The following is a 22,421-nucleotide window of genomic DNA, read 5'->3' as shown; positions in this document are numbered from 1 at the left end:
GGCGGCGCTAGATTGCTTCGTTTCGCTCGCGATGATGGTATCCTAGCTAGATCAAGTCCCCGCCGGCCGCCGACGCCGTGGTGCCGTGCTTCTTGTAGGCCTTGATGACATTGCGGCCGACCCGCCATTTGTGCACTTCATCGGGGCCGTCGACCAGTCGCTGCGAGCGGATCTGGGTGTACCACTTCGCCAGGATCGTATCCTGGCTGTAGCCGAGCGCGCCGTGGAGCTGGATTGCGGTGTCGACCACCTTGTGCACCATGTGCGCCAGGAATACTTTGGCGATGGAATTTTCCTGGGTGAGGTCAAGGCCTTTTTCCGCCTTGTAGGCGATGTGCAGCAGCATCAGCCGAGCCATGTAGAGCTCGCTGGCGCAATCGGCCAGCATGAACTGCACGGCCTGGCGGTCCGACAGCATCACGCCGAAGGTCGAACGCTGGGTGACATGGGCGGTCGCCATGTCGAGCGCGCGCTGTGCTTTCGCGATATTGTGCATGCCGTGGCGCAAGCGCCCATAGGCGAGGCGGTGCTGGCCCATGTTGAAGCCGTTGCCTTCGCCGCCGAGCAGATTGTCGGCGGGCACTTTCAAATCCTTGATCTCGATTTCGGAGTGGCCGCCGGAAAGCTGGTCGTAATGCGGACCCTCGATCGCCATGTTCTTGACGTTGCGCTTGATGGTGTAACCGGGGTTGGGCAATTCGACGATGAAGGTAGAGAACTGCTTGTGGCGCGGCGCTTCGGGATCGGTCTTGGCCATCACCAGCGCGATGTCGGCGACGGAGGCCGAGGAGGAAAACCATTTCTCGCCGTTGAGCACGTAATTTGCGTTGCCGTCCTTGACGGCGCGGGTCTGCATGCCGGTGGCGTCGGCGCCGGAAGCTTTTTCCGTCATCGAAAAGCAGATGCGCTTGTCGCCATTGAGCAGCGGTTTTAAGAATTTCTCCTTCTGGTACTCGGTGCCGTGCGCCAGGATCGTCAGCATCGAGGCATCGTCGGGACCCTGAGTGTTCATCGACAGGGCCCCCAGCGAGCTCTCGCCAAGCTCCATCTGCACCAGCGCGTTGGCAAGCGGCCCAAGTCCCATGCCGCCATATTCCTTCGGAATGAACGGACACCACAGGCCCTGCGCGCGGGCCTTCCTGCGCAGGGGATCGAGTACCTCCTTCAGCGGCTTGTCATCCAGCGCCTTCTCGGCCGGGATGCATTCGTCATGCACCCATTGCCGGACTTTCTCGCGGATCGCCTTGGCTTCAGGGGGAATCTCGAAATCGATCGCCATGACGTTTCCTCGTTTGTGTTTGTTTTTGAAGTTGCTTGACGGGTTGTGACCTGAATACAGTTATGGCGCGGCATTGGCGACGACAAACAAAGTTTGAAGCCGATAAATTTCGTCGTTTCCGTTTCAGCCGTCATGCCCGGGCTGTCCCGGGCGTCCACGTCTTTCTATGATCGCCGCGCCAAAGACGTGGATGGCCGCGACAAGCCCGGCCACGACGAAGGAGATTTCTCATGTCCGATCTCGCCGATCTTTTCCCCGGCTATGCCTCCGAATGGATCAACACCGAGGCTGGCCGCATCTTTGCCCGCGTCGGCGGCAACGGGCCGCCGCTGTTGCTGCTGCACGGGTTTTCCGAGACCCATGTGATGTGGCACCGGGTCGCGCCGCAACTGGCGGATCGGTTCACGCTGATCATCGCGGACCTGCCGGGTTACGGCTGGTCCGACATGCCGCGCAGCGACGACAACCACACGCCTTACACCAAGCGGGCGATGGCTAGGGCGCTGATCGAGGCGATGGAGCAGCTCGGCCACGTGCATTTCGCACTGGCCGGGCACGACCGCGGCGGCCGGGTGTCTTATCGCCTGGCGCTCGATCATCCCGGCCGGCTGTCGCGGCTTGCGGTGCTGGATATCCTGCCGACCTATGATTACTGGATGAAAATGGATTGGCGCTACGCGCTGAAGATCTATCACTGGACCTTTCTGGCGCAACCTTTTCCCCTGCCGGAAACGCTGATCGGCGGTGCGCCGGATTTCTTCCTCAAGCAGAAGATGGCGAGCCAGACCAAGTCCAAGAACCTTGACGCGATCGATCCGCGTGCGCTGGAGCATTATCTCGCCGCGTTCCGCGATCCCAGCCGCGTGCACGCGATGTGCGAGGATTATCGCGCCGGCGCCACGGCCGATTTCGAGATCGACAAGGCGGATCATGATGCCGGAAAGAAGATCACGATTCCCATGCTGGCATTGTGGGGCGATACCGGCATAGCCCAGGCCGCCGCCACGCCGCTCGACACCTGGAAGACGTGGGCGACCAAGGTGACCGGCGCCCCGATCGATTCCGGGCATTTTCTGACAGAGGAAAATCCGGAGGCGACGGCCAAGGCATTGAGGGAGTTTTTCGAAGCGTAGCATCAAATTCAGCGCCGTCTCCGCGAAGGCAGGGACCCAAAACCTCTGGCCTTCATGATTGAGGCATGACAGCAACAAGATCACAGACGCTGCATTGAAGACGTTGGCGACACGGCGTATGGGTCCCCGCCTTCGCGGGGACGACTCGTCGAGGGGCCGCGTTCCCTACCTTCGCGCCCTGAAAAATTCGCGCAACAACACCGCCGCCTCGCTCTCACCGACCGCCGAATATACTTCCGGCACGTGATGGCAGGTTGGAGACGCAAAGAACCGCACGCCGGAGTCCACGGCACCCCCCTTGGGGTCGGCGGCGCCGTAATACAGCCGCCGCACTCGCGCGAAGGAAATCGCCGCCGCGCACATGGTGCACGGCTCCAGCGTGACATAGAGATCGCAATCGACCAGCCGCTCGCTGCCGGTCGCGCGCGCCGCCTCGCGGATCGCCAGGATTTCGGCATGCGCGGTGGGATCGCGGTCGGTCAGCGTGCGGTTGCCGGCGGATGCGATCACCGTGCGCTTGCGCACGATCACACATCCAATGGGCACTTCGCCGGATTTTCCGGCGTTTTCGGCAGCTTTCAGCGCCAAATCCATGAAAGATGGTGCGGTCATGCCTCGTCTTGCCGGGAAAACTCTGCTAGGAAAAGCCCATTCAGCAAAAGTGTAACCCGGTTTTGCGTGACAATGCGCCTCGAACAAAGAGCACGCGCGTTGCCGTCATGCGATCCGTCTACACCGCCTGATCAGCATTTCATCTGCCTGCAGTGAGACCAGTCATGCCCCGCGACAACGATAAAAACAACGATTCCCGCCGCGGCCGGCGTGACCGTCCCTCCGGCGGCAAAGGCCGCTCCGGCGCCGCCCGCGGCCCGGAGAAGAAATTCGTCAAGCGCGGCTTTGCCGGCAAGAGCGACGGCGACAAGCGGTCATCCACGCCGAGGCCTGACGGCGAGAAACGTCCCTATGCCGGCAAATCTGATGGCGCCAAATCCTACGGCAAAAAACCGTATTCGGGTCCCGGCAAGCCCTACGCCGGCAAGCGCGAAGGCCCGCCGCCGCGCCGGGATTTTGGCGACAAATCGCGGCGCGACTTCGCCGACAGGCCGAGGCGCGAGGGGAGCGACCCGCACCGTCCGGCTCGTTTCAATCGCGACGACCGAGAGCCGCGCAAGGATTTTGGGCCGCGCGACGATCGTGGCGGCGAAAAACGGCCCTATGCCCCGCGCGGTGATCGCAGCGATGCGCGGTCTGCGGCGCGTTTCTCCGACAAGAAATTTGGCGACAAGCGGCCGTATGCGCCACGCGGCGAAGGCGGCGAGAAGCGGCCTTACACGCCGCGCGGCGAAGGATACCGCAAGGATGGCGATCGTGCCCGCGCGGAGCGGCCTTTTACCGCTCATCCCCGCGGTGACGACCGCCCTGAAAGAAAATTCGGCGGCTACAAGAAATTTTCCCGCGGCGCGCCGGATCGCGGCCCACGTAAGAACTTCGGCGAACGTCCAGACCGTGGTCCGGATCGCGGCGAGTCCAAGCCGTGGCAAAAGCGCGACGCGAGTTCGCCGGATCATGCCGGACGCAATTCCCGCCCACCGCGCGATGGCGCAAGAAGTTCTGGCAGGCCGAATTTCGACAAGCCGCGTGAAGATCGCGGCGGAGACGAGCGTCCGCGGTTTTCGCGTCCGCGCCAAGATCGTCCGCAAGGCGAGCGGCCGAAGTTCGATCGGCCACATGACCGAGGCGACCGCCCGAAGTTCGATCGTCCCCGTGAAGATCGTCCGGTCCGTGGCGCCGCCTGGCAGGAGCATCCGCGCTCTGACGCGCGCGACGAGCGTCCGCGCCGCGACAATGAGGACGACAGCAAGGTGTTCGCCAAACGCCCGGCATTCGGCGGCCGCGGCGAATATCGCGAGCGCAAGCCCGACCTTGATAAACGCAGCACCCGCGTCGGGCCGAAGCCAAAAAAGGCGGGCGAGCGCATCGCCAAGGTGGTTTCGCGCGCAGGATTAGCCTCGCGCCGCGACGCCGAAGAATGGATCGTGCAGGGCCGCGTCTCCGTCAACGGCCGGGTGATCAATTCGCCGGCGCTGGACGTGACCTCGCGCGACGTCATCACCGTCGACGGCAAACCGCTGCCGGAGCGCGAGCGCACCCGGCTGTTCATGTTCCACAAGCCGCGCGGGCTGATGACCACCCACGCCGATCCGGAAGGCCGGCCGACGGTGTTCGACAACCTGCCGGAAGGCCTGCCGCGGCTGATCAGCATCGGCCGGCTCGATTTCAACACCGAGGGCCTCCTGCTGCTCACCAATGACGGCGGCCTCGCCCGGGTGCTGGAATTGCCGGACACCGGATGGCTGCGGCGCTATCGCGTCCGCGCCCACGGCGAAGTCACGCAGGATCAACTCGACGCGCTGAAGAAGGGCGTCGAGGTCGACGGCGTCAAATACGGCTCGATCGACGCGGTGCTGGAACGTGACCAGGGCGCCAATGTCTGGCTGGTGTTCGCGATCCGCGAAGGCAAGAACCGGGAGGTCCGCAACGTGATGGCGCATCTCGGCCTGGAGGTAAACCGGCTGATCCGGGTGTCCTACGGTCCGTTTCAATTGGGCGAACTCGCCGAAGGCCAGGTGGAAGAAGTGAAGACCCGGGTGCTGCGCGAACAGCTCGGGGAAAAGGTCGCGGCGCTCGCGGGTGCGGAATTCGCGCGGCCGATGCAGGATGACGTAACGGCCGACGCCGGTGATGCGCCGCGCGGCAAAAAGCCCTTCAAGGCCTCGGGAAAGAATGCCCTCATCGCCGACCGCAAGGGTCGCCGCGTGCTGGTGCAGCGCTCCGGCAGCGAGGAGGCGCGCGAGCGCAACGAACTGGAAGCCAACGGCTACGGCCCGCCGCGCCGCCCGCAGCGGGGCTATCACGGCAAGCGCGATCTGAAGCCCAAGGACGATTGACGCGCGATGGTTGATGTGCCGCCGATTTCCAGAAAATCGTCATGGCCGGGCTTGTCCCGGCCATCCACGTCTTTCTTGCGCCAGCGGTTTAGAGACATGGATGCCCGGCGCAAGGCCGGGCATCACGAGAACGCCTGATGCGCGTCGTCGGTGGGCGGTTGAAGGGCCGAACCCTCGCCTCGCCGTCGTCGCGCAATATTCGCCCGACCGCCGACCGCTTGCGCGAGTCGCTGTTCAACATCCTGGTCCATGCCTATGGCGATCCGATTCAAGGCGCGCGGGTGCTCGATTTGTTTGCCGGCACCGGTGCGCTCGGCATCGAAGCGATCTCGCGCGGTGCGGCGTTCGCGCTGTTCGTGGATAATGGGGCGGAGGCCCGCGCGCTGCTTCGAAACAATATCGAAGCACTGGGGCTCGGCGGCGTGACAAAAGTATTCCGCCGCGACGCCGCCGATCTCGGCCCGGCGCATCCGGTCGAGCCGTTCTCGCTGGTCTTGCTCGATCCGCCCTACGCAAAAAAGCTCGCGGAGAAGGCGCTGGAGTCATTGCGTGATGGAAAGTGGCTGACGCCGGACGCGATACTGGTGGTGGAAGAGGCGAAGGCGGCGGGGTTCGAGGTGCCGGAGGGATTTAAGGAACTGGAGCGGCGCGCGTATGACGATACGGCGCTCGTGTTTTTGCGGGCTAGATAATTCCCATCATGCGTGGGCTTGACCCGCGCATCCATCAATCTTCACAAAGCGGATGGGATTGCCGGGTCAAGCCCTACTGGATGCACGCATCTCATCGTCATTGCCGGGCTTGACCCGGCAATCCATCCCCTTCGAAACGACTCTTCCGAAGATGGATGGATACGCGGGTCAAGGCCGCGTATGACGAGATGTGTGAATCCAGTAGGGTCCGCCCGGCAATGACGGCATGACGGAGTTCACCGTCTCCCGAACAGCTTCTCGATATCGCTGAGCTTCAATTCCACGTAGGTCGGGCGGCCGTGATTGCATTGGCCGGAATTCGGCGTGTCCTCCATCTCGCGCAGCAGCGCGTTCATTTCCTCCGGCTTGAGGATACGGCCGGCGCGCACCGAGCCGTGGCACGCCATGGTGGCCGCGACGTGCAGCAGCCGGCGTTCCAGCGGCAGCGCTTCGTCCCATTCCGCCATGTGCTCGGCGAGGTCGCGCAGCAATGACGCCGCATCGGCCCTGCCGAGCAGCGACGGCGTCTCGCGCACCGCCACCGCACCCGGGCCGAACGATTCGATTGCGAGGCCAAAGCTTGCCAGTTCGTCGGCGCGATCAATCAGCTTTTCCACCGAAGCCTCGTCGAGTTCGACGATCTCCGGAATCAGCAGCATCTGCCGCTGCACGCCGTTGCGCGACAACTGCGCCTTCAGCTTTTCATAGACGATGCGCTCATGGGCGGCGTGCTGGTCCACCACGACCAGCCCGTCGCGGGTCTGCGACACGATGTAGGTTTCGTGGATCTGCGTCCGCGCCGCTCCGAGCGGACGATCCAGCAGATCGGCCGCGCGCGCCTGCTCGAAACGCACATCGGCGCTCGGCGCCCCGACGTCGAACGCGGCCTGTCCCGGCTCGGCAAAGGCGGTCGCGGCGCCCGCCGCCGGCGTCGCGCCAACAGGATAGGCCGGCGAGCGCCGCCAGTCCCAGTTCATGGGCTGCGCGAACGCCGGGCGAAATGACGCCAGCACCGCGCCGTCGCTGGTGGCCGCGCTGCGCCTGCCTTGGCGAGCGAGGCCGTCCTTGAGCGCATGCACGATCAGCGCGCGGACCAGGCCGGCGTTGCGGAAGCGCACCTCGGTCTTGGCCGGATGCACATTGGCGTCGACTTCCTGCGGATCGAGCGTGGCGAACAGCGCCACCACCGGATGGCGGTCGCGCGGCAGGTAATCCGAATAGGCGGCGCGCACCGCGCCCAGCATCAGTTTATCGCGCACCGGGCGGCCGTTGACGAATAGATATTGTCCAAGCGCGTTGGCGCGGGTCAGCGAGGGTGCGGCGGCAAAGCCTTCCACGACGACACCGTCGCGCTCGGCACGGACCTCGATTGCGCTGCTGCGGAAGTCCGCGCCGAGGATATCGCCGAGCCGGGTCAGCCGTCCCGCGGCGCCGGGCAACGCGGCGGTCCAGGTCACGGGGCTGCGCGCTTCGCCGGCGAGGGTGAAGGCGATGTCGGGCCGCGCCATGGCGAGGCGACGCACCACCTCGCGGATCGCCTCGGCCTCGGTGCGGTCGGTTTTGAGGAATTTCAGCCGCGCCGGCGTGGCGTAGAACAGCTCGCTGACCTCGACGCGGGTGCCTTGGCCGAGCGCCGCCGGCATGATCGCGGATTTGTCGCCGCCCTCCACGCCCAGCGACCACGCATGCGGCTCGGAGGCGTGGCGGGTGGTGATGCCGAGCTTAGCCACCGCACCGATCGACGGCAGCGCCTCGCCGCGAAACCCCAGCGTGCGGATCCGCAGCAGGTCCTCGTCGTCGAGCTTCGAGGTGGCATGCCGGTCCACCGCGATCGCAAGGTCGGCATGGGTCATGCCGGAGCCGTCGTCGGTGACGCCGATCCGGCGCCGGCCGCCGCCGTCGCTGAAGATATCGATCCGGCTTGAGCCTGCGTCGATGGCGTTCTCCACCAGCTCCTTCACCACGCTGGCCGGCCGCTCCACCACTTCGCCGGCGGCGATGCGGTTGACGATGATCTCCGGCAACTGGCGGACGGGCATGGGGAAGCGACTCGCAGGATCGACGGGTCAATTTAGGGGCTTTTGCCGGCTGGCGGGAGGGCAGTTCGCCGGCTTTCCCAGTGTTTCCTCCTCGTCATGCGCCGGGCTTGACCCGCGCATCCGTCATCTTCGCGAGAAGATTTCAAAGAAGATGGATGGCCGGATCAAAGCCTGGCCATGATGCTCGGAATTGGTCCCGGCTCTGCCGGGCGGCATGAGCGGCGATGCGTCGCATCGCTTGGAATGCCGCACCGCGTCCGGGTCACAGCCTCTCATTCCTCGATCCCGCCGGAACCGCGTCTGGCCTTGATGTCGCCGCGGCGCTTCTTGCCCTCGAGCCGGCGTTTTTTCGATCCAAGCGTCGGCCTGGTCGGGCGGCGTGGGGTTGGTCGTATCGCGGCCTTCCGCAATAACTCAAGCAGCCGGTCGATCGCATCGGCCCGGTTGCGTTCCTGGGTGCGGAAGCGCTGCGCGTGAATCACGATCACGCCGTCCTTGGTCATGCGCTGGCCGGCAAGTCTGTCGAGCCGCGCCGCGATGTCAGGCGCCAGCGCGATGCGCCGCGTGTCAAAGCGCAACTGGGCGGCGGTGGAGAGCTTGTTGACGTTCTGCCCGCCGGGGCCGGATGCACGGACGAAGCCGATCTCAATGTCGTTCGCGTCGATCGCAAGATCGCGGGTAATCCGCAGCATGGCATCACCACAGTCGGGCAGGTTCCGCAAATCAATACCTCATCCTGAGGTGCGCGCCGTCTCCGGCGCGCTCGAAGGATGGCGCATTGTATGTGCGGCCATCCTTCGAGGCGCAAGAGCGCGCACCTCAAGATGATGACGGCGGTGTTGTGGAAGCCTCAGTTCGCCGCGGGCGGCGTCGCGGCGGCGGGTTGGGCCGCGGCCTGCGGGGGGCGGCCGACGACCACGGTGTTCAGTCCGAGGCTCCACAGTCGCTTTGCGGCCTGCCGCGCGTCCTCCAAGGTCACTGCATCGACGATGGAGTTGCGGCGTTCGATGTAATCGATGCCGAGACGATCGATCTGATACTGCAGCAGCGCGGATGCGAGTTTGGACGAGGTGTCGAGCGCCAGCATTTGCGAGCCCTTCAGATAGGACTTGGCTTCGTCGAGTTCCTGCTGGCTTGGACCATCCTCGGCGATGCGGCGGACTTCCTCGTTGATGGCCTCGATGGTTTCGCCGGCCCGGTCGGCGCGGGTGCCGGTGTTTCCGACGAACAGCGCGGAGTGGTTCATCCAGAGCAGATATTCGGAAACCGAATAGGCGAGGCCGCGCTTCTCGCGGACTTCGCGATAGAGCCGCGATGACAGCCCGCCGCCGCCCAGGATGTGATTCACCACATAACCGGCCATGAATTTCGGATCGTCGCGCCGGTAGCCCGGGCCGCCGAAGGTCACCACGGTTTGCGGCACGTCGAGTGGAATGAAGAAACGCTGCGGCGGCCTCGAGGCCTCGACGTCCGCAACCGGCACGAGGTCGCCCTTCATGGGCAGTCCGCCAAAGGTCTGGTCCAGCAGCTTGCCGAGCGTGGCAGCGTCGACGTCGCCGACTACGGCGACCTTCAGCGTATCTGTTGCCAGCACGCGGCGGACATAATCCTTGAGGTCCGCGACCTGGATGGCCGGAACGCTCTCCAGCGTGCCATTGGCCGGCCGGCCGTAGGGATGACCGGCAAAGGCGGCTTCGAGAAACTTGCGGTTGGCGAGCGAATTCGGATTGGAAGTCTCGCGTCGCAGTCCGGAGAGCACCTGCGCGCGAATGCGTTCGACATCGGCGCCGTCGAAATGCGGCGCGGTCAACGCCATCCGCAGCAGCTCGAAGGCCTCATCCCGGTTATCCTTGAGCATGCGCAGCGAGCCGCGGAAACTGTCCCGCGACGAACTGAAGCTCAATTCGATGGCGCGGCGATCGAGGCGCTCGTGGAAGGTCTTGGAATCCAGGTCGCCCGAGCCCTCGTCGAGCAGATCGGCGACCATATTGCCGACCCCGGGCTTGCCCTCGGGATCCTGCGACGCACCGCCGCCGAAGGCGTATTCCATTGCAATCAAAGGCACGGTAGCGTCTTGCACGAACCATGCCTCGATGCCGCCGGGCGAAACCAGACGCTGGATTTTCGCCGCCGCCAGCGACGGCATTGCCGGCAGCGTCGCTGCGATGCAGGCGACGAAAGCAAGCGCGAACCGCCGCGCGAGAATCGGGGTAAATCTCACGAACGCTTCTCCTCGCGCTTCGGCGTGGTGTCCTTGACCAGGTAGCCGGTCACCGAGCGCTTGCTGTCGAGCCATTTTTGCGCAACGGCGCGCACCTGATCCGAGGTGACGGCGCGGATGCGGTCCGGCCAGTTCCTGACATCATCCACGCTCAATCCGGTGGTGAGGGCCGCGCCGTACCAGCGCGCCAGCGTTGCCTGATTGTCCTGGGCGTAGATCGCTTCCGCAATCAACTGAGTCTTGACGCGCTCGAGATCTTCGGCACGAACGGCGTTGCGCTCGACATCGGCGATCACGCCGTCGATCGCCTGCTCGACCGCGGCGAACTCGACGCCCGGTTTCGGCGAAACCGAGATGATGAACTGGGTCTCATCGAGCGCGGTGCCCTGATAGCTGGCGCCGGCGCTGATTGCGAGCGGCCGGTCGATCACCAGCGCGCGATAGAGATAGGAGTTGCTGCCGCCGCCCATCAGTTGCGCCAGCACGTCGAGCGCCGGACTTTCGCCCGCTGCCGCGGTGCTGGCGGACGGCGCCAGATAATAGCGCCGCAGGCCGGTTTGTTCGACGCGCGGATCGGACAGCGTGACGGTGCGGGATGCCGCCGGCACCGGCTCCTGCGGGCGCATGCGGTGCGCAGGGATGGCAGGTTGCACCGCGACCTGGCCGAAGGTCCGCTCCACCAGCGGACGGAGTTCGTTGATGTCGACGTCGCCGGCGATCACCAGCGTTGCGTTGTTGGGCGCATAAAAACGCTTGTAGAACGCCAGAGCGTCCTCGCGGTCGAGCTTTTCGATTTCCGCGCGCCAGCCGATCACGGGGCGGCCATAGGGGTGATTGAGATAAAGCGCCGCCATGATCTGCTCGGTCAGGCGCGCCTCCGGATTGTTGGCGGTGCGCATGTTGTATTCTTCGAGCACGACATCGCGCTCGGGCAGCACGTTTTCGTCTTTCAGCACGAGGCCGGTCATGCGGTCGGCCTCGAATTCCATCATCCTGGCCAATTGCTCGCGCGGCACGCGCTGGAAATAGCCGGTATAGTCGGTGGAGGTGAAGGCGTTCTCGCTGCCGCCGATGCGCTGCACGGTCTTGGAAAATTCGCCGGCCGGGTGCGCGGTGGTGCCCTTGAACATCAGATGCTCGAGGAAGTGCGCAAGGCCGGATTTGCCCGGCGTTTCGTCCGCGGAGCCGACCTTATACCACACCATCTGCGTCACTACCGGGGTGCGGCGGTCGGGGATCACCACAACCTGCATGCCGTTGGGGAGGGTGAATGAAGCCGGGCGTTCGGAGGTGACGGTGGTCTGTGCGCGGACGCCGACGCCGGCCAAAGCCAGCAAGCACAGCGCTAACAAGGAGCAAGCGGCGAAACGATGTGACGTCATCATGATCTGTTGACCGGCTCGAATAAGGATCGTCGCGGGAATAGCGGCAGCTTCTACACCGCGCGACGGCCGGTGACCCGTTACAAAGCGGAAAGACAACGCGACTATTCGCCGTATTTGCCGGCGGCCGGATTGTATTCCTTGTTGACCAGCGATTCCTTCGGACCGGTGCCATAGGCGTAACCGGGCGAGGGTGTCTGGTATCCCGACGGCGGCATGGTGAGCGTGTCGCGCGTCGGCTCGCCCTTGAACGGCGCGGTTTCGGCCTTGCTGCCGCCGAACAGGCCCTTGAAGCCGCCCTCATATCCGAGCGCGGACGGGCTGAGGATTGCATTGGCGCCGGGATCCCCGGGCTGGTTGGTTTCGGCCGTCCGTTTTGCCGGTGCCGTCTTGCCGACTGCAAGTTCGCTCGGCGTGAGCGGGCGAGCCGCTTCGACCGGATCCTTGTTGTCCTTCTTCCGCGCGGCTTTCGCCTCCTTGCGCCGCCGCACCTCTGGATCCTTGGGCCAGTTCGGCACCGGGGATTCGACCGCGGCGGATGCCGGTGGCGGCAGATCGGTTTTCGGCGGGATCACCAGCGGCGAGCGCTCGCGATATTCGATCCCGGTATTCTCCATATTGGTGCCGCCGATGCCGGTCATGATCTGCTTGATGATCTTCTCCTCGAAGGTGGAATCATCCTCGTCATCGTCCTGGGCGCGGGCGATATTGGCCGACAGGAGAAGCCCGATGCCGAGCACAATGCCGGCGAGGCGTAACGCCCGCATCATTGCCTTCGATGGCTTCTGCACAATCCAGCCGCTGGCTTCGGTCTCAAGCATCGCGTCAGTCCTGCTCAAACTGTTCCGCGGACTGCTGATCCAAGCGCAGTTCCGCCCCGTGTGGCTGTAATCGACCCCGAGCGCCCCTATCGGCCGGGATCAGGGCGCTTTTACGGCGGGTGCTCCGATGAAGGAATCATACAACAGGGCCGCAACGCCAGCAACGATTGCGGTATCCGCCAGGTTAAACACGTACCAATTGAGGTCCTTTTCGCCGATATGGACGTGGAACAGCGCGAAATCGACCACCGCGCCATAGGCGAACCGGTCGATGGCATTGCCGATGGCGCCGCCGATGATCAGGCCGAGCGCTATGGTGGCGACGCGGGTCTGCGAGCGCGCCATCCAAATCGCCAGAATGATCACCGCAACCGCCTTGATCGCAAGCAGAACGGCCTGGCCGGCCGCGCTTTCGGTTTGAAACCAGCCGTAGCTGATACCGGTATTCCAGGCCAGCACCAGGTCGAAAAACGGCGTGACCTGCACCGCGCCGCGACGGCCGATGTCGAACACGAACAGCAGCCAGAGCTTTGACGCCTGGTCGAGAATCAGCACGGCGATGGCCGCCATCAGGCCGGAGCGGAGATAGGGACTCATGGCCGGATCCAAAAATTCGTCGTGCCCGGGTTTGTCCCGGGCATCCACGTCTTTCTCCGTGGGGCAAAGCAAGCCGTGGATGGCCGGGACAAGCCCGGCCATGACGGAGGTAATTTATGCCGCATCCAAATCAACTTACTAGCCGATCCCCAGCGCCTTCCATTCCCGCAGCGCCTGCGCGTCGCGGGGGGAGACATCGGGATATTCGGGATCTTCGCCGACCGTCGGCAAAATCTTCCACGAGCGCGCGCATTTGAGGCCGACCGCTCTTTCGACCACGACGGCGACGCCGGGAACGTCGTTCAGGCGGAACGCGTTCGCAGGCGCGTCGCCCTGCCTCACTTCGTAGTTCGAGGTGATGCAGACCTCGGCGAGATCGACGTCGAACAGCGTGCCAAGCAATTCCCTGTCGCAGATGTACACGATCGGCGAGGCCTCCAGCGACGAGCCGATGCGCTTGCCAGCGCGCTCGACTTCCAGCGCGCCGGTAACGACGCGGCGGAGATTGCGGACAACCTCCCATTTCGTGGCCAGCGCATCGTCGCGGAACGATTCGAGGCTGGCGGGAAACAGCGTCAGATGCACCGAAGGCTCGGCGTCCGGCCGCACCATGCGCCAGGCCTCTTCGCATGTGAACGACAGCACCGGCGCCAGCCATTTCAGGATCGCATCGCAGAGGATGCCGATGGTGGTGAGCGCCGCCTTGCGCGGCCGCGACGACGGCGGATCGCAATACAGCGTGTCCTTGCGGATGTCGAAATAGAACGCCGACAGTTCGGTGTTCATGAACGTCGCAAGCGAAGCCACCACGGTCTTGTAGTCGAAATCCGCATACGCCCGGCGCACGACGGCGTCCTGCCCGGCAAGCTGATGCAGCATCAGCCGCTCCAGTTCGGGCATGTCGGCGAAATCGACTGCATCGCCGGGGCGGAAATGATGCAGCGTCCCGAGCATCCAGCGGATGGTGTTGCGCAGCTTGCGGTAGCTCTCGACGGTGTTTTTCAGGATTTCCGGACCCAGGCGCTGGTCATCGGCGTAATCGGTAGCGCAGACCCAGAGCCTCAGGATGTCGGCGCCGGAATCCTTGATGACCTTCTGCGGCTCCACGGTATTTCCAAGCGACTTCGACATTTTCCGCCCGTTCTCGTCCAGCGTAAAGCCGTGGGTCAGCACCACGTCGAATGGCGCGCGGCCGCGGGTGCCGGAGCTTTCCAGCAGCGAGGAGTGGAACCAGCCGCGATGCTGGTCGCTTCCTTCGAGATACATCACGGTGTCGTCGCCGCCCTCGATCTTGCGGATGATATTGCCGAGTTGCGGAAAGTTCTGGCGGTCTTCCAGCACGAAGGCGTGGGTCGAGCCGGAGTCGAACCAGACGTCGAGAATGTCGTCGACCTTCTGCCAGCCGGCCGCGGACAATTCGGGTCCCAGAAAACGCTCCCGCGCGCCCACGGCGTACCATGCGTCGGCGCCCTCGTTCATGAAGGTTTCCACGATGCGCTGGTTGACGGCCTCGTCCTGCAGGATGTCGACCGAGCCGTCGCCCTTCTCCCTGGTGAAGACGGCAATCGGAACGCCCCAGGCGCGCTGCCGCGAGATCACCCAGTCTGGGCGGTTGACGATCATGCCGTTGATGCGGTTCTGGCCCGACGGCGGCACCCAGCGCGTGACGCCGATGGCGTGCAAAGCGCGGGCGCGTAAAGTGTCGCCGGCCTTTGCGCCGCCGGCGTCCCCGATCGGCTTGTCCATCGCGATGAACCATTGCGGCGTGTTGCGGAAGATCACCGGCTTTTTGGAGCGCCAGGAATGCGGGTATTGATGCTTGAGCCGGCCCCGCGCCAGCAGCATTCCGGCCTCGACCAGCGCCTTGATCACCGCATCGTTGGCGTCGCCCTTTTCGCCCTTGTCGTTGATGACGCGTTTTCCCGAAAAGCCCGGCGCCTGCTCGGTGAAGGCGCCGTTCTCATCCACGGTGTAGGGAATCGCGGTGTTGATCCCCCGCGCTTCCAGCGCGCGCGCATTCGCGGTCCAGATGTCGAAGTCTTCGCGACCGTGGCCAGGCGCGGTGTGCACGAAACCGGTGCCGGTGTCGTCGGTAACGTGATCGCCTTCAAGCAGAGGCACGGCGAATTCGTATCCGCCGGCAACGCCTTTCAGCGGGTGCACGCATTGCATTTCCATGAGCATGTCCGGCGCCATGTCAGACACTCTTTCGAATGCCTCAACGCGCGCCTGCTTGAATACATCCGCTGCTAGCTTGTCGGCCAAGATCAAAATATCGCCGGCTTTTGCCCACTTATCTGCGGGCGCGGCCGTGACTTTATAAAGGCCGTAAGCGATCTTCGACGAAAAGCTGATGGCGCGATTGCCGGGCAGCGTCCATGGCGTGGTGGTCCAGATAACGACGTACATTCTCTCGTCATGGCCGGGCTCGTCCCGGCCATCCGCGTCTTTCTTCGTTGCAGGCAAGTCGTGGATGCCCGGATCAAGCCCGGGCATGACGGTGGTGTTTTTCGCGCGGTCATCGGCTCCCATGACCGCAAACTTCACCCATACCGTATCGGAGGTGTAATCCTCGTATTCGACTTCCGCTTCCGCCAGCGCGGTCTTCTCTACCACGCTCCACATCACCGGCTTGGAGCCGCGGTACAGCGTGCCGTTGGCGGCGAATTTCATCAACTCGCCGGCGATCGCGGCTTCAGCGACATAATCCATGGTGGCGTAGGGGTGATCCCAGTCGCCGATGATGCCGAGCCGCTTGAATTCCTCGCGCTGGACGCCGAGCCAGTGGCTCGCATAGGCGCGGCATTCGCGGCGGAACGCCACCATCGCCTTCGGATCCCGGAAATCCGGCTTCGGCTTGCCCTTCGAGCGGTAGTTCTCCTCCTCTATCTTCCATTCGATCGGCAGGCCGTGGCAGTCCCAGCCCGGCACGTAATTGGAATCGTGCCCAAGCATCTGCTGGCTCTTGGTCACGACGTCTTTCAGGATCTTGTTGAGCGCGTGGCCGATATGGATGTTGCCGTTGGCGTAGGGCGGGCCGTCATGCAGCACGAATTTCGGGCGCCCCGCGGCGGCTTGGCGCAGGCGGTCATAGAGCCCGATCTCGCTCCAGCGCTTGAGGATTTCCGGCTCGCGCTGCGGCAGTCCCGCGCGCATCGGGAATTCCGTCTGCGGCAGATAAAGGGTTTTGGCATAGTCCGGTGTAGACGGCTTCGCAGGGGCGGCGGTCTTATGTTGGTCGTTCATGGCGGCTCTAATCAGGCGTTAGCTTCAAAGGGAGGCGAGTACGGAAATCCCGGTCTTGCGCTGAGCTGAACTCAGGCGGAAGCCGGGCCGCTAATGCCGATGATGATGCGCCGTGCCGACATGGCCGTCCTTCTAGCAGGCGAGCGGCCGGTTCGCAAAGCCCTCTCCGTCGTCCTGACGAGCCGCGCACTGGCGCGGCGAGCCTCAGGATGACGGAGAAAGCGGGGAGACCTCCCCCAGTTCTGGAAACGCGGCGGGCGCAGCGGCCAAAGCGGCGCAGGCTTTGGCGCTGTCGTCGTCCATCTGCCGCACCAGCGGTTCGATGCTCTCGAACTTCCGTTCGTCGCGGATGAAGGCGATGAAGGCGACATCCAGCGCCGTGCCGTAAAGATCGCCCTTGAAGTCGAACAGGAACACTTCCAGCAGCGGCGCGCCGTTGTCGAAGGTCGGGCGGCGGCCGAAACTGGCAACGCCATCGAAGCGCTGGGTTCCGAGCCCGACCCGCACCGCATAGATACCGTGCTTGAGGCCGCAATCCTTGTCGAGCCGGATATTGGCGGTGGGATAGCCGAGATCGCGGCCGCGTTTTTCGCCGTGGACCACTTCGCCTGTGACGAACCACGGACCGCCCAGCATCGCGGTGGCGTCGTCGATCTGGCCTTCGGCCAAGGCCATGCGGATGGCGCTGGAGGACACCGGGCGCTCCTCGATATCGACATGCGGCTGCACGTCGACCTCGATGCCGAGGCGGGGAGCCTCGCTGACCAGGAGGCTGGGCGAGCCGACCCGGCCCTTGCCGAAATGAAAGTCGTAGCCGACCGCGATGCCGCTGATACCGAGCCGCCCGATCAGATCATGGTGAATGAAATCCTGCGCCGTGGTGCCGGCGCGGGCCTTGTCGAAGGTCATGACCACGGCGCCGGCAAGGCCAGTCCCGGCCAGCAGGCGCAGCTTGTTGGCCTCGCTGGTCAAGCGGAATTGCGGGGTGTTGGGGCTGAAAAAGCGGCGCGGATGCGGCTCGAACGTCACGGCAAAAGCCGGCCGGTCGCGGCTGTGCGCCATCTCCAGGGCGGCGGCGATGACGGCGCGGTGGCCAAGATGGACGCCGTCGAAATTGCCCATCGCCACCACCGCTCCCTTCGGAATCGCGGCCTCGGGCGTGGTATCGCGGATAACGGCAAAACGGGGCGTCATTGCTGGATTCTTAAGGTCGGTTGGGGACAGGACCGTGACCCCGAGGCGCCGGTGAAGTCAAGCAGGCGGCCGGGGCGTGCAAGTTCGGCAACGCCGGTTAACGGGCTGTTTAAGGGGGAATGCTAGTGCTTGGCAGGTCCGCGGCGGCAATCGGATTGCCACCGCGGCTGGTATCGCGTGGCCGGGGAGCTTGAAGATGGCGGTTGATTTGTCGATGTCGGTTCTGGTGGTCGACGATTACAACACCATGATCCGCATCATACGCAACCTTCTCAAGCAGCTCGGCTTCCAGAACATCGACGACGCCAGCGACGGCTCGGCGGCGCTGAACAAGATGCGGGCCAAGAAATACGGGCTGATCATCTCGGACTGGAATATGGAGCCGATGACGGGCTACGACCTGCTGCGCGAAGTCCGCGCCGATCCCAACCTCGCCACCACGCCGTTCATCATGATCACGGCGGAATCCAAGACCGAAAACGTCATCGCCGCCAAGAAGGCCGGCGTGAACAACTACATCGTCAAACCCTTCAACGCCGCCACGCTGAAGAGCAAGATCGAGGCGGTATTCCCGGACATGGCGACGGCGTAGTTCCGAAATCGCTGAACCGCAATCGTTCTGTCGTCGTCATGCCGGGCTTGTCCCTGCTAGACTCGCACGTCTCGTCATCCGCGGGCTTGACCTGCGTATCCATCCATCTTCGGAAGAGTCGTTCCAAGAGGATGGATTGCGGGGTCGAGCCCGGCAATGACGGTCGAGATGTGTGCATATGGCCGGGCTTGACCCGGCCATCCGGCATACGGGAAAGGTGCGTCGGGGAACGCAAGTCTCACCACCTTAGCTCCCGCATCAGCGCCAGCGGCGGATGGCCGAACAGCTCTTTGACCGAGGCCGGATCGAGCTGATCGATGCCCTCGAAGTCGCCGGCGTGAATGCCGCGCGTCACAAACAGGCAGTTGATGCCGAATCCGTGGGCGCCGGCGAGATCGGTCCGCACCGAATCGCCGATTGCAAGCACCCGGCCCAGCGACGTCGGCCGGTTGCGGCGCTCCGCGGCGAGCTCGATGGCGCGTTCATAGATCGGGCGGTGCGGCTTGCCGTAGAAGATCACCTCACCGCCGAGTTCGCGGTAGAGTTCGGCGATAGCACCCGCGCAATAGATCAGCCGGTCGCCGCGCTCCACGACGATGTCCGGATTGGCGCAGATCAAGGGCAGACGGCGTTCGCGCGCGAGCAGCATCATGCCGCGATAGTCGTCCGCCGATTCGGTTTCGTCGTCGAACGGACCGGTGCAGACGATGTAATCGGCCTGGTCCAGCGGCGCGAGCACCGGATCCAGTCCGCGATAGATCGAGTTGTCGCGCTCCGGACCGAGCCAATATACTTTCTTGCCGGGGTGACCGGCGACGAAATGCCGGGTCAGATCGCCGGAAGAGACGATGGCGTCGTAAATCTCGTCGGCGACGTGGAGCTTGCGCAGTTGCCGCTGCACCGAATCCGCCGGTCGCGGCGCGTTGGTGATCAGGATCACCGTGCCGCCCTGCCGACGGAAGGTATGCAGCGCTTCGCAGGCCTCCGGAAACGCCTCGAGGCCGTTATGCACCACACCCCAGATGTCGCTGAGCACGACATCGACGCCGGCCACCAGGTCGCGCAGGTTCTCGATGAAACGAAGCGTCATTGCGCGCAGCGCCGGTCAGCCCGGGCCGATGGCGCGGCGCGCCAGCGCGGCATTGCCCGACGTGCGCGGCGGGTCGGCCTTGAGCGCATCGGCGGGAGAAGGTCTGGTTGCGGCATTGGAAACCTGTGCTTTGTCCGCGGCCCCGGTAGCAGACACCGTCTCGGGCCGCAACGGCCGCGGTGCCGCGAACAAGAATCCCTGCCCGAACCGCACGTCATAGTCGAGCAGGTCGACCACGGCACGCTCGCCCTCGATCCGCTCGGCAACCAGATCGATGCCGAAGCGGCCGAGCAGGTCCGACAGATCGGACGGATGGATGTCGGACGCCGAGGTCTGCCGCTGGTCCAGCAGCAGCGCCGCCGGCACCTTGATGAAGCGGACGCCGCGGTCGGCGAGGTCGCGCGGCTCGATCCGCAGGTCGGTAACGTGGTCGATGGAGAAACGAAAGCCGCGCTGCGCCAGCGCCGCGAGATGCTCGGCCTCGACGGTTCCAAGATTGCGGAACGTGCTCTGCTTGAATTCAAGCACGAAGGATGCCGCCAGCGCCCGGTTGGCTTCGAGGAAATCCAGGCACTGCGCGAAGGTTTCGGGATTGCCCAGGGTCGCGGCGGCGACGTTGCAGAACACACCCACCTCCTTGTTGCGCACCATCAGCCGGCGCAACACCTGTACGCATCGCAACATTACCATATGGTCGATCCGCCCCATCAGTCCGGCGGCTTCCGCGGTGCCGATGAAATCATCCGCGGTCAGGATCTGGTCCTTGTCGTCGCGCAGTCTGGTCACCGCTTCGTAGAACCGCACCTTGCGCTGCGGCAGCGTCACCATCGGCTGCAGATAGATGTCGATGCGGTTGGCCTCGATGGCGTTCTTCACCGCAGCCAGGATTTGCGTGTTGCTGCGCGTCGCGGGGACTTCCGCGGCCGTCGGCCCCCCAGCCACGGCCGGCTCCGGCACGGCGGCATCGGGCTCGGCCATGAAGGGCAATTGTTCTTGCCTGTCGTTCAGCGATTCTTGCGGCGGCGTCGGCGTGGTCGCAAGCACGCCGGATGACAGCATGTCGTCGTGGCTCGCCACCGATACCGCCAGTTGCTGGACCAGGACGCCGAGTTCGTTGATTTCGCCGACCACGGCCTGAAGGCGGTCGGCGCCGGCGGAATTCGCCGACACAACGCGGCCTTCGACCGCGGCGAGGCGGCGTCCGAATTCCGCGACCTGGCGCGCGAGGTCGGCGGTGCCGCGCGACAAATCGGCAATCTGGCCGCCGACATCGCTGCGGTCGCGCAGCCGCATCGACACCGCGTTGTAGAGGATCAGGAAGGTGAGCGCGGTCAACGCCACGATCGCCGATTCCAATCCCGAAATGCCCGCCACCGAATACAGCACGAGTCCCAGCGAGGCTGCGACCAGCACCATGCAGATGGCGACGAAAATCGTGGAAATGCGAATCACGCGCACAAGGTCCTTAAGCCCGAAGCTCCGAGCCCGCGAAGCTTAGCATCATTGCTGATTCGAAAAGCAGGGGACTGTTGAGAACTCATGCCTTTGCGCCAGCTGCGCGGCGCATCCGGCGTCGTCATTCCCGGTCGCGATGAAGCCGCGAACCCGGAATCGTCGTTAACACCCCTGGATTCCGGGTTCGCCGCTCCGCGACGCCCCCGAATGACGGAAATGGGCGTTCGGCCGCTGCGACAGCGGAGCCTATGCCACCGCCCGGATCACCTTTGCGACTTTCTCGACGATCTCGCCGGTCTGGTCCTCGGTGATGATCAAGGGCGGCGTCAGCACCAGGGTGTCGCCGGCGACCCGCATCATCAGATCGTTGTCGTGGAACGCGCTGTTGAGGCCGTCGAAGCCGCGCTTGCCCGGGGCGTCCGCGCGCGGCGCAAGGTCGATGCCCGCGGTCAGGCCTACCGTGCGGATGTCGACCACATTGGGTTCGCCACGCAGCGACATCACCGCATCGGCGAATATCGGTTCAAGTTTGCCGGCGCGCTCGAACAGTTTTTCGTCGCGGTAGATGTCGAGCGTCGCGAGGCCCGCGGCGCAGGCCAATGGATGCGCCGAATAGGTATAGCCGTGGGTCAGCTCCACGATGTGCTCGGGCCCGGTCATGAAGGCGTCGTGGATGGTGTCGCGCACCAGCACGCCGCCCATCGGGGCCGCGCCGTTGGTGACGCCCTTGGCAAAGGTCAGCATGTCCGGCAGCACGCCGTAGCGCTCGGCGGCGAAGGCAAAGCCGAGCCGGCCGAAGCCGGTGATGACCTCGTCGAAGATCAGCAGGATGCCGTGCCTGGCGGTAATGTCGCGCAGCCGCTTCAGATACCCTTTCGGCGCCGGCAGCACCCCGGTCGAGCCCGCCATCGGCTCGACGATAACGGCGGCGATGGTCGAGGCGCCGTGGAGATTGACCAGGCGCTCCAGCTCGTCGGCGAAATGCGCGCCGTACTCCGGTTCGCCCTTGCTGAAAGCCTGCTTGTCGCGGTCATACGTATGCGGCAGGTGATCGACGCCCGCCAGCAGCGTGCCGTACATCTTCCGGTTGCCCACAATGCCGCCCACGGCGGTACCGCCGAATCCGACGCCGTGATAGCCGCGCTCGCGGCCGATCAGGCGGGTGCGGGTGCCCTGGCCGTTCAACTGGTGCCAGGCCAGCGCGATCTTCAGCGCGGTATCGGCGGCTTCCGATCCGGAGTTGCAGAAGAACACGTGATCGAGGCCGTCCGGCGCGAGGTCGGCGATGCGGCTCGCCAGTTCGAACGCCTGCGGGATGCCGAACTGGAACGGCGGCGCGTAATCCAGCGCCGCGGCCTGTTTAGCGATCGCCTCGGCGATCTGGGTGCGGCCGTGCCCGGCATTGCAGCACCACATGCCGGCGGCGCCGTCGATGATCTTGCGGCCGTCGGCGGTGAAATAATGCATGCCGTCGGCGCCCGCGAGCAGCCGCGGGTTTTTCTTGAACGCCCGGTTGGCGGTGAACGGCATCCAGTGTGCGGCGAGATCGTTCGGCACATTGACAACGGGTCGGGCGGGGCTCTTGTCTAGCATGTCAGGCCTCTTGCATTTTTCGGGCGCGGCGGATTTGCAGGCTATCAGCTTCGCCCGCGCGCGGGAACGGACAACTGCCTACCATTAATCAGGTCAGACAGGCGGTTTCAGGGCGTTCTCATGTCCCCCGACGGGTGCA

Annotated in this window: 17 protein-coding genes; 4 read left to right on the top strand and 13 right to left on the bottom strand. The window is 64.5% G+C overall.

Features of this window, described 5'->3' with window-relative positions; translation table 11 throughout:
- Positions 1 to 46: 46 nt before the first annotated feature.
- Positions 47 to 1,279 (bottom strand): acyl-CoA dehydrogenase family protein, encoded by a 1,233-nt coding sequence (locus tag ACFE72_RS15315; protein WP_375413961.1) that lies wholly within the window; start codon positions 1,277 to 1,279, stop codon positions 47 to 49.
- A 230-nt stretch (positions 1,280 to 1,509) separates the two neighbouring features.
- On the opposite strand from ACFE72_RS15315, the gene ACFE72_RS15310 reads away from it, so the two are divergent.
- A complete protein-coding gene (locus tag ACFE72_RS15310) occupies positions 1,510 to 2,412 on the top strand; it encodes an alpha/beta fold hydrolase (protein WP_375413960.1) in 903 nt (300 codons plus the stop codon).
- A gap of 165 nt (positions 2,413 to 2,577) precedes the next feature.
- On the opposite strand, the gene ACFE72_RS15305 is transcribed toward ACFE72_RS15310, so the two are convergent.
- Positions 2,578 to 3,024: a nucleoside deaminase gene (locus ACFE72_RS15305; RefSeq protein WP_375413959.1), complete on the bottom strand. Its 447-nt coding sequence runs from the start codon at positions 3,022 to 3,024 to the stop codon at positions 2,578 to 2,580.
- Positions 3,025 to 3,188: 164 nt separating this feature from the next.
- On the opposite strand from ACFE72_RS15305, the gene ACFE72_RS15300 reads away from it, so the two are divergent.
- Together ACFE72_RS15300 and rsmD are read left to right on the top strand one after the other, a co-directional pair.
- Positions 3,189 to 5,360, top strand: coding sequence for a pseudouridine synthase (locus ACFE72_RS15300; protein WP_375413958.1), 2,172 nt, complete (start codon positions 3,189 to 3,191; stop codon positions 5,358 to 5,360).
- 137 nt (positions 5,361 to 5,497) lie between these two features.
- The gene (rsmD, locus tag ACFE72_RS15295; protein WP_375413957.1) at positions 5,498 to 6,052 is read left to right on the top strand and encodes a 16S rRNA (guanine(966)-N(2))-methyltransferase RsmD; all 555 of its coding nucleotides are present in this window, start codon (positions 5,498 to 5,500) and stop codon (positions 6,050 to 6,052) included.
- A gap of 236 nt (positions 6,053 to 6,288) precedes the next feature.
- Here the strand turns inward: rsmD and mutL are convergent, their stop codons facing one another.
- From mutL to ACFE72_RS15255, 8 genes are all read right to left on the bottom strand, one after another.
- Positions 6,289 to 8,091, bottom strand: coding sequence for a DNA mismatch repair endonuclease MutL (mutL, locus tag ACFE72_RS15290; RefSeq protein WP_375413956.1), 1,803 nt, complete (start codon positions 8,089 to 8,091; stop codon positions 6,289 to 6,291).
- Between the two features lie 272 nt (positions 8,092 to 8,363).
- Positions 8,364 to 8,783 (bottom strand): alternative ribosome rescue aminoacyl-tRNA hydrolase ArfB, encoded by a 420-nt coding sequence (gene arfB / locus ACFE72_RS15285; protein WP_375413955.1) that lies wholly within the window; start codon positions 8,781 to 8,783, stop codon positions 8,364 to 8,366.
- Positions 8,784 to 8,941: 158 nt separating this feature from the next.
- The gene (locus ACFE72_RS15280) at positions 8,942 to 10,387 is read right to left on the bottom strand and encodes a M16 family metallopeptidase (protein WP_375413954.1); all 1,446 of its coding nucleotides are present in this window, start codon (positions 10,385 to 10,387) and stop codon (positions 8,942 to 8,944) included.
- Positions 10,309 to 11,697 (bottom strand): M16 family metallopeptidase, encoded by a 1,389-nt coding sequence (locus ACFE72_RS15275; protein WP_375413953.1) that lies wholly within the window; start codon positions 11,695 to 11,697, stop codon positions 10,309 to 10,311. Before ACFE72_RS15275 ends, ACFE72_RS15280 begins: the two co-directional genes overlap by 79 nt.
- 101 nt (positions 11,698 to 11,798) lie before the next feature.
- On the bottom strand, positions 11,799 to 12,515 hold the full coding sequence (locus tag ACFE72_RS15270; RefSeq protein WP_375413952.1) for a hypothetical protein: 717 nt from the start codon (positions 12,513 to 12,515) through the stop codon (positions 11,799 to 11,801).
- 99 nt (positions 12,516 to 12,614) lie between these two features.
- A complete protein-coding gene (lspA, locus tag ACFE72_RS15265; RefSeq protein ID WP_375413951.1) occupies positions 12,615 to 13,112 on the bottom strand; it encodes a signal peptidase II in 498 nt (165 codons plus the stop codon).
- Between the two features lie 138 nt (positions 13,113 to 13,250).
- A complete protein-coding gene (ileS, locus tag ACFE72_RS15260; RefSeq protein ID WP_375413950.1) occupies positions 13,251 to 16,358 on the bottom strand; it encodes an isoleucine--tRNA ligase in 3,108 nt (1,035 codons plus the stop codon).
- 204 nt (positions 16,359 to 16,562) lie between these two features.
- The gene (locus tag ACFE72_RS15255) at positions 16,563 to 17,552 is read right to left on the bottom strand and encodes a bifunctional riboflavin kinase/FAD synthetase (RefSeq protein ID WP_375413949.1); all 990 of its coding nucleotides are present in this window, start codon (positions 17,550 to 17,552) and stop codon (positions 16,563 to 16,565) included.
- 196 nt (positions 17,553 to 17,748) lie between these two features.
- On the opposite strand from ACFE72_RS15255, the gene ACFE72_RS15250 reads away from it, so the two are divergent.
- Positions 17,749 to 18,144, top strand: a complete 396-nt coding sequence (locus ACFE72_RS15250; protein ID WP_375413948.1) for a response regulator — start codon at positions 17,749 to 17,751, stop codon at positions 18,142 to 18,144.
- Between the two features lie 238 nt (positions 18,145 to 18,382).
- On the opposite strand, the gene ACFE72_RS15245 is transcribed toward ACFE72_RS15250, so the two are convergent.
- The 3 genes from ACFE72_RS15245 to ACFE72_RS15235 form a co-directional block, all read right to left on the bottom strand.
- On the bottom strand, positions 18,383 to 19,234 hold the full coding sequence (locus ACFE72_RS15245; protein WP_375413947.1) for a TIGR01459 family HAD-type hydrolase: 852 nt from the start codon (positions 19,232 to 19,234) through the stop codon (positions 18,383 to 18,385).
- Positions 19,235 to 19,249: 15 nt separating this feature from the next.
- Complete coding sequence (locus ACFE72_RS15240) at positions 19,250 to 20,686, bottom strand: EAL domain-containing protein (RefSeq protein WP_375413946.1); 1,437 nt, start codon at positions 20,684 to 20,686, stop codon at positions 19,250 to 19,252.
- Positions 20,687 to 20,935: 249 nt separating this feature from the next.
- On the bottom strand, positions 20,936 to 22,282 hold the full coding sequence (locus tag ACFE72_RS15235; RefSeq protein ID WP_375413945.1) for an aspartate aminotransferase family protein: 1,347 nt from the start codon (positions 22,280 to 22,282) through the stop codon (positions 20,936 to 20,938).
- Positions 22,283 to 22,421 lie beyond the last annotated feature (139 nt).

Origin of the sequence: uncultured Bradyrhizobium sp., assembly GCF_964252615.1 — a bacterium.
Classification (GTDB): domain Bacteria; phylum Pseudomonadota; class Alphaproteobacteria; order Rhizobiales; family Xanthobacteraceae; genus Bradyrhizobium.
The sequence above is the reverse complement of the archived record's forward strand: the minus strand, read 5'-3'. Positions and strand labels throughout refer to the sequence as shown.